Genomic DNA, 5,881 nt, shown 5'->3' with positions numbered 1-5,881 from the left:
CGACATGTCGGGCATCGGGCCGTTCGGGTCATAGGCCACGACGGTGAAACGCATGAAGCTGTGCCCGGTGCCGCAGAATTCGGCGCACAGGCCCTCGTATGTGCCGGGCACGTCGGCGCGCAGGCGGTGGACGTTCTGGTGTCCGGGGATGGCGTCCATCTTGCCGCCCAGCTGCGGGACCCAAAAGCTGTGGATCACGTCCTGGGCGGTGATGACCACGTCGAAATCCTGACCCGCCGGGACGAACAGCGTGTCGCGTGTCTGCACGATGGTGCCGTCGGGGCCGGGCTGGCCGAAGCGCCATTCCCATTGCGCGGCATCGGCCTGGACGCGGGGGACATTGTCGGCGCGCGCCAGCATCCCCTCTCCGATCCACAGCGAAAAGCCCAGAAGCACCGTGAGGACCATCATGGAGAACCCAAGGCCCCAGCCCCAGATCCACGTCCGTTCCGACCGCCGGGCGCCGTTGTTGCGCACCGCCGCGAACAGCAGGCCAAAGACCACGACGCTGATCAGCGCCGATCCCGCCAGCATGGTCCACCACAACAGCGCGATGTCGCGTGCAGCCGGTCCGGACGGGCTCAGCGTGCTGTGCCCGCCGCCGCATCCGGCAAGCAGCGGAACCACGGCCCCCGCCAATGCCTTGTGCCAGAAGCCCCTGACCCAACGAGAGCACCCATGCGCCAGAGACGCACCTGGAAACAGCGCCGCCGCCTTGCCGACCCGATCGAGGAACACATCGCGTTCAACGACACCGAAACCAAGATCGCCCTGTCCGGGCATCCGCTGCACGCGATGATGGTGGCCTTTCCCATCGCCCTGGCCTTTTCGACCTTCGGGGCCGACGCGATGTATTGGCTGACCGCGGACGAGTTCTGGCCGCGCGTCGCGCTGTGGGCCACCGGGGCGGCCTTCGGCCTGGGCGTTCTGGCCGGGATCACCGGCACGATCGAACTGCTGATGGTGCCCGGCATCCGCATCCGGGCGGCAAGCTGGACTCATTTCATCCTCGCGGTGATGTTGCTGTCCCTGCTGGGACTGAACTGGGGGTTCCGACTGCCCGACCCGCAGGCCGTGGTCTTGCCCTGGGGCATCCTGCTGTCGGCGCTGACGGCGGCGATGACCGGGATCACCGGCTGGCACGGCGGCAAGCTGGTCTTCGACTATCAGATCGGCACCAAAAGCGACAGCGCGGGCGGCTGAGGTCATCGTCATGCCTGGCCCGCCGACTGTCCGCGCGGTGCCAGCATGAATTCGGGCAGCCAGTCCGCGACCCAAGCCAAGTCCGGCTTGGCCAGCACCAGCCACAGCACGCCCATCATCAAAGGCAGCCCCAGGACCAGCGCCCAGATGGCCGAGGGCATGTCGTGCAGCCCGCGATGTTCGCCCGATGTCAGCACAAGGTGGCCGATCCAGGCATGGACCAGCGCCATGCCCGCCACCAGCGTCAGCTTGGCCACGAACCACAAATCGAACACCTGATCGGCAAAGATCAGGCCGGTCCCCGCGGCGATGGCGATCACCGCCGCGGGCGTGGCAAAGCCCACATACCCGAAATGCGTGATCAGCCGGAATTCGGCATAGCGGGCCTGGGTCTGGCTGCTGTCAGCCTTGCCGCGCCAGATCTGGCCATAGAAATGGAGCAGCAGCGGCAGCGCCACAAGCGCCGCGCACCAGCACAGCATGGCGGCGAGGTGCAGGTATTTCAGCCCTGCGACCATCATGCGGCAAACCCCCGGCGCCAGGCGTGCCAGACCATCCGCCCCGCGATCGCCGCCACGGGAACGAAGCCCGGCACCCACATGATCAGGCCCGCCAGCTGTTGATCGGCCAAAGGCGACATGCCCCAGGCCATCGCCCCGCCGACATGGGGGAAATACAGGATGTCGGGGGCAAAGGTCAGGATTGCGCCCAGAAAGCCCATGATCCCCGCCAGCCCGCCGATCAGCACGGCGCGGCGCATCGCCTCCTCGGCGCCGAAACCGGGGGCAAGGACCGCCGACCAGAACGCCCAGGCCGGCAGCAGCATCGCCGCCTGCATCAGCCAGTAAAGCCCGTCAGACGCCCAGATCGCGTCATAGACCCCCGGCAGGTGCCACGCGATCATCGCCGCGCTGACCGCGGCCAGCGACAACCCCGCAGGCAGGCGCGGCAACAAGGGCAGCGCCACCGCCAGCGCCGGTGCGGCCAGCGTGATCAGCACCAGGTGATGCGCCGCCCGCGCCGAAAACAGCGCCACCGTCAGCGCACACAGTGGTGAGACGAAGGCCACGACCAGCGCCCACACCGCCAGGACTGCGGGGCCGCGCCGGCCGGGACCTGCGCGCCGGGCCAGCACCACGGCCAGCACGGCGATGCCCGCCAGCACCAAGGGGTCGAAATTCCAGCTGGACCACAGCTGGTCGGGGGCCGGTGCCGGGCCGCAATAGGGCATCAGCCGCTGTGTCATCATCTCTCCTTGGTTGCGGATCATCCGCGGGCGCGCGCAATGTCGTTCCCCAACAATGGCCTGCGCCGCCGGTTCCATGCCCATGTGCGGAACTGTGCAGATGCGGTCGCGTTGCCACCCCATGACCGATGCCACAGCCCAGGATCCAGCCATCCACATCCGTCCCGGCGACCGGACATGGGCGGTGCGGTTGCAGGCCGCGGGCTGGGTGACGCTGGCGCTGATCGCGCTTGTCCTGCCCTTCGCGGTGATCCTTCTGGGTGATCCGCCGCGCGGCGGGGCGTTCACGCAGAACATGGCCTTCGGGCTGGGATTCGGGGCGCTGGCGCTGGTCGGGTTGCAATTCGCGCTGACGGGACGGCTGAAGCCGCTACTGCGCCCGTTCGGGGCCGATATCATCCCGGTGTTCCACCGTTTCCTCAGTTGGGGCGCGGTGGCGCTGATGCTGGGGCATTTCGGGATGATGTACGTCTGGCACAAGGACGACATGGGGGTACTGAACCCGCTGAAGGCCGATCCTACATGACCGCGGGCCGGGTCGCGCTGGTCTGTTTCGGGGTGATGGTGGTAACGTCCGAATTCCGCAAGCGGTTGCGGCTGGACTATCTGTGGTGGCGGTATCTGCATGTCGGCCTGGCGTTGACGGGGTTTGCCACCGCGGTCTGGCACGTGCTGGGGGCGGGGCATTTCACCGGGGCCGACGGGACGCGGGGTCTGTGGCTGGCGATCACGCTGGTCTGGGTGGGGCTGATCGTCCACACCCGGCTGCTGCGCCCGTGGCACCAGTCGCGCAACCCGTGGCGCGTGGTCGAGAACCGCGACGAGGGCGACGATATCCGCACCCTGATCCTGCGCCCCGAGGGCCGGGCGCTGCGCGATTGGCGGCCCGGTCAGTTCGCGTGGCTGGCGGTCGGCGGCACGCCGTTTTCGCTGCGCGAGCATCCCTTCACCATATCGACCGCGCCCGAAAAGGGGCCGGATATCAGTTTCTCGATCAAGCCCCTGGGCGATGACAGCCTTCGCCTGTCGCAGACCCTGGTGGGCAGCGTGGCATGGATCGACGGGCCCTATGGCGTGTTCACGGTCGACCGAGAGGCCGATGCCAAGGGCTTCGTGATGATCGCGGGCGGGGTGGGGATCACGCCGATCCTGGCCAACCTGCACGCGCTGCAGGCCCGCCGCGATCCGCGCCCGGTCCACCTGCTGTACGCGAACAAGGATTGGGACGACGTGCCGTTCCGGGAACAGCTTGCCGGCATTGCCCGCGACATCGACCTGCACGTGACCCACGTGATCGAGGAGCCTCCGGAACCGTGGGATACGGGGGACCATACGGGGGCCAAGGGCCGCATCGACGCGGACATGCTGGACCGGCTGCTGCCCTGTCAGACGCGGGACTGGCCGCACATGATGTGCGGTCCGGCGCCGATGCTGGCCGCGATCCGCGCGGCACTGGCGGACAGGGGCACGCCCCTGTCCGCGATCCATGCCGAAATCTTCGAGATGGTGTGACCGATGCGCCCGCGCCTTGCCTTGGCCCTGGCCATTCTGCTGATCGCCGTGACGCTGGCGTGCGCCGTCGCCATGGCGGTCATGACCTCAGGCGGCGGTGACGCGCCAGATGATGTCGCCCACATCGTCGGCCACCAGCAGCGACTTGCCGTCCGCGCCGATGGCGACGCCCACCGGGCGGCCATAGGCGGTCTTTTCGTCGTCGGACAGAAAGCCTGACAGGATGTCGCGCGGCGGGCCGGACGGCTTGCCGCCCGCGAACGGCACGAAGATCACCCGATACCCGCTGAGGGTCGAGCGGTTCCACGATCCGTGCTGGCCGATGACCATTCCGTCGGGAAAGCCGGGCAGCGTGCCCGCGGGCATCCAGCACAGACCCAGGGATGCGGTATGTCCGCCCAACGCATAGTCCGGGGTGATCGCGCGGGCGACCAGGGCCGGGTCCTGTTTCACGCGGTCGTCGACGGTTTGGCCCCAATAGCAATAGGGCCAGCCATAAAACCCGCCCTCGCGCACGGATGTCAGATAGTCGGGCGGCGTCTCGTCGCCCAGGCCGTCGCGTTCGTTGACCACCGTCCACAGCGTGCCGGTCGACGGCTCCCACGCCATGCCGACCGCGTTGCGCAGCCCCGAGGCAAAGATGCCGGCCTGTCCGGTCGCCAGATCCAGACGCCAGATGGCGGCGCGGCCTTCCTCGGCGGCCATGCCCTGGTCGCCGATATTGGTCAGCGACCCGACGCCCGCATACAGGCTGGCGCCGTCGGGCGACACGATCAGGCTGCGCGTCCAGTGGCCGTTGGGTTTGAACGTCACCAGCTTGCGTCCCTGCGCAGTGATGGTCGTCTGGCCTGCCGCATAGGGAAAGGCCACGATCCCGTCCGTGTTGCCCACGTAGAAGGTGTCGCCGACCAGCGCCATGCCGAAGGGCTGGTTCTGCTGGTCCAGAAAGACCTCGCGCGTTTCGGCCACGCCGTCGCCGTCGGTGTCGCGCCACAGGGTGATGCGGTTCGCACTGGTGCCGATGGCGCGCGCACGGCGCATGGTGGCCTGGGCCGCATGGTCCATCAGCGTCTTGGGCGGATTGGGCTGTTCCTTGGATTCCGCCACCAGCACGTCGCCGTTGGGCAGAACCTCGATCCAGCGGGGGTGATCCAGCCCCGAGGCGAAGGCGTTGACCGCCAGGCCCGGCGCGGTGTCGGGGACATGGCCCGGCTCCCACCCCTTGGCGGTCGGCATCTTCAGCGTCATGATGCCTTGCCGCTTGGCGTCGGGAATGGTCGGCGCGGTGCCCACCGCCTGCACCTTGGGCGCGCCGAACCGCCTGATTGCCACCATCGTGCCGCCCACGACTGCCGTCGCCCGTGCCAGAAAATCCATCATCCGCCCCACTTGATCCTGAAGCCGCACCTTAGCGGCCCCTGCAGGGGCGTCAAACGCTGATGGTGTCGCAACCCTGGCCCCCTGTGCCCTACCAGCCCGCCGCGCGACGGGGTTCGACGGGCGTGGCGCGCAGGGCTTGCTGGGGCGTGGTGCGGAACTGGCGGGCCTTCTGGGCCAGATGGTCCGTCTGCTCCTCCAGCGCGCGGGCGGCGGCGGTCGTCTCCTCGACCATGGCGGCGTTCTGCTGGGTGACCTTGTCCATCTGGTCGGCCCCCGCCGACAGCGCGCGCAGGCTTTGCGACTGTTCGCGCGTGCTGGACGCGATCATGGTGATGATCGTGCGCACCGCAGACACCTCCTCGACGATGGTGACCAGGGACGCGCCCGAACTTCGCACCAGCCCCGCCCCCTCGCGGACATGCACCGTCGAGGCGCCGATCAGGTCCTTGATCTGATGCGCGGCCTCGGCGGTCTTGTGGGCCAGGGCGCGGACCTCGTGGGCGACGACGGCAAAGCCGCGCCCGGCCTCTCCGGCGCGGG

The 5,881-nt window shown here is 68.6% G+C and carries 8 protein-coding genes; 3 read left to right on the top strand and 5 right to left on the bottom strand.

Annotation, left to right across the window (positions count from 1 at the left end):
• Window positions 1-627: cytochrome c oxidase subunit II (locus tag TY51_RS18250; RefSeq protein ID WP_231559136.1), on the bottom strand; the 627-nt coding region annotated here is incomplete at its 3' end.
• A gap of 51 nt (window positions 628-678) precedes the next feature.
• Here TY51_RS18250 and TY51_RS18245 point away from each other — a divergent pair.
• Window positions 679-1,203, top strand: a complete 525-nt coding sequence (locus TY51_RS18245; RefSeq protein WP_042252396.1) for a DUF2231 domain-containing protein — start codon at window positions 679-681, stop codon at window positions 1,201-1,203.
• 8 nt (window positions 1,204-1,211) lie between these two features.
• Here TY51_RS18245 and TY51_RS18240 read toward each other — a convergent pair whose 3' ends face one another.
• Both TY51_RS18240 and TY51_RS18235 read right to left on the bottom strand, forming a co-directional pair.
• Window positions 1,212-1,724 (bottom strand): CopD family protein, encoded by a 513-nt coding sequence (locus tag TY51_RS18240; protein WP_052650453.1) that lies wholly within the window; start codon window positions 1,722-1,724, stop codon window positions 1,212-1,214.
• Complete coding sequence (locus TY51_RS18235; protein WP_042252404.1) at window positions 1,721-2,449, bottom strand: cytochrome c oxidase assembly protein; 729 nt, start codon at window positions 2,447-2,449, stop codon at window positions 1,721-1,723. The genes TY51_RS18240 and TY51_RS18235 overlap by 4 nt, the downstream gene beginning before the upstream one ends.
• 121 nt (window positions 2,450-2,570) lie before the next feature.
• On the opposite strand from TY51_RS18235, the gene TY51_RS18230 reads away from it, so the two are divergent.
• Both TY51_RS18230 and TY51_RS18225 read left to right on the top strand, forming a co-directional pair.
• Window positions 2,571-2,975 (top strand): hypothetical protein, encoded by a 405-nt coding sequence (locus TY51_RS18230; RefSeq protein ID WP_042252393.1) that lies wholly within the window; start codon window positions 2,571-2,573, stop codon window positions 2,973-2,975.
• Window positions 2,972-3,961: a hypothetical protein gene (locus TY51_RS18225; protein WP_042252390.1), complete on the top strand. Its 990-nt coding sequence runs from the start codon at window positions 2,972-2,974 to the stop codon at window positions 3,959-3,961. Before TY51_RS18230 ends, TY51_RS18225 begins: the two co-directional genes overlap by 4 nt.
• Before the next feature lie 87 nt (window positions 3,962-4,048).
• On the opposite strand, the gene TY51_RS18220 is transcribed toward TY51_RS18225, so the two are convergent.
• Both TY51_RS18220 and TY51_RS18215 read right to left on the bottom strand, forming a co-directional pair.
• Entirely contained in the window at window positions 4,049-5,338 is a 1,290-nt protein-coding gene (locus TY51_RS18220; protein WP_042252401.1) for a sorbosone dehydrogenase family protein, read from the bottom strand.
• 91 nt (window positions 5,339-5,429) lie between these two features.
• Window positions 5,430-5,881 (bottom strand): methyl-accepting chemotaxis protein (locus TY51_RS18215; RefSeq protein ID WP_042252389.1); only part of this gene is annotated, 452 nt, incomplete at its 5' end.

Origin of the sequence: Paracoccus sp. PAMC 22219 (assembly GCF_000787695.1) — a bacterium.
Lineage (GTDB): Bacteria > Pseudomonadota > Alphaproteobacteria > Rhodobacterales > Rhodobacteraceae > Paracoccus.
This window is presented reverse-complemented; position numbering and strand designations above follow the sequence as displayed.

Coding starts and splice junctions, on each gene's coding strand:
- TY51_RS18245 (WP_042252396.1), top strand. CDS start 679: ATGCGCCAGAGACGCACCTGGAAACAGCGCCGCCGCCTTGCCGACCCG.
- TY51_RS18240 (WP_052650453.1), bottom strand. CDS start 1,724: ATGATGGTCGCAGGGCTGAAATACCTGCACCTCGCCGCCATGCTGTGC.
- TY51_RS18235 (WP_042252404.1), bottom strand. CDS start 2,449: ATGACACAGCGGCTGATGCCCTATTGCGGCCCGGCACCGGCCCCCGAC.
- TY51_RS18230 (WP_042252393.1), top strand. CDS start 2,571: ATGACCGATGCCACAGCCCAGGATCCAGCCATCCACATCCGTCCCGGC.
- TY51_RS18220 (WP_042252401.1), bottom strand. CDS start 5,338: ATGGATTTTCTGGCACGGGCGACGGCAGTCGTGGGCGGCACGATGGTG.
- TY51_RS18225 (WP_042252390.1), top strand. CDS start 2,972: ATGACCGCGGGCCGGGTCGCGCTGGTCTGTTTCGGGGTGATGGTGGTA.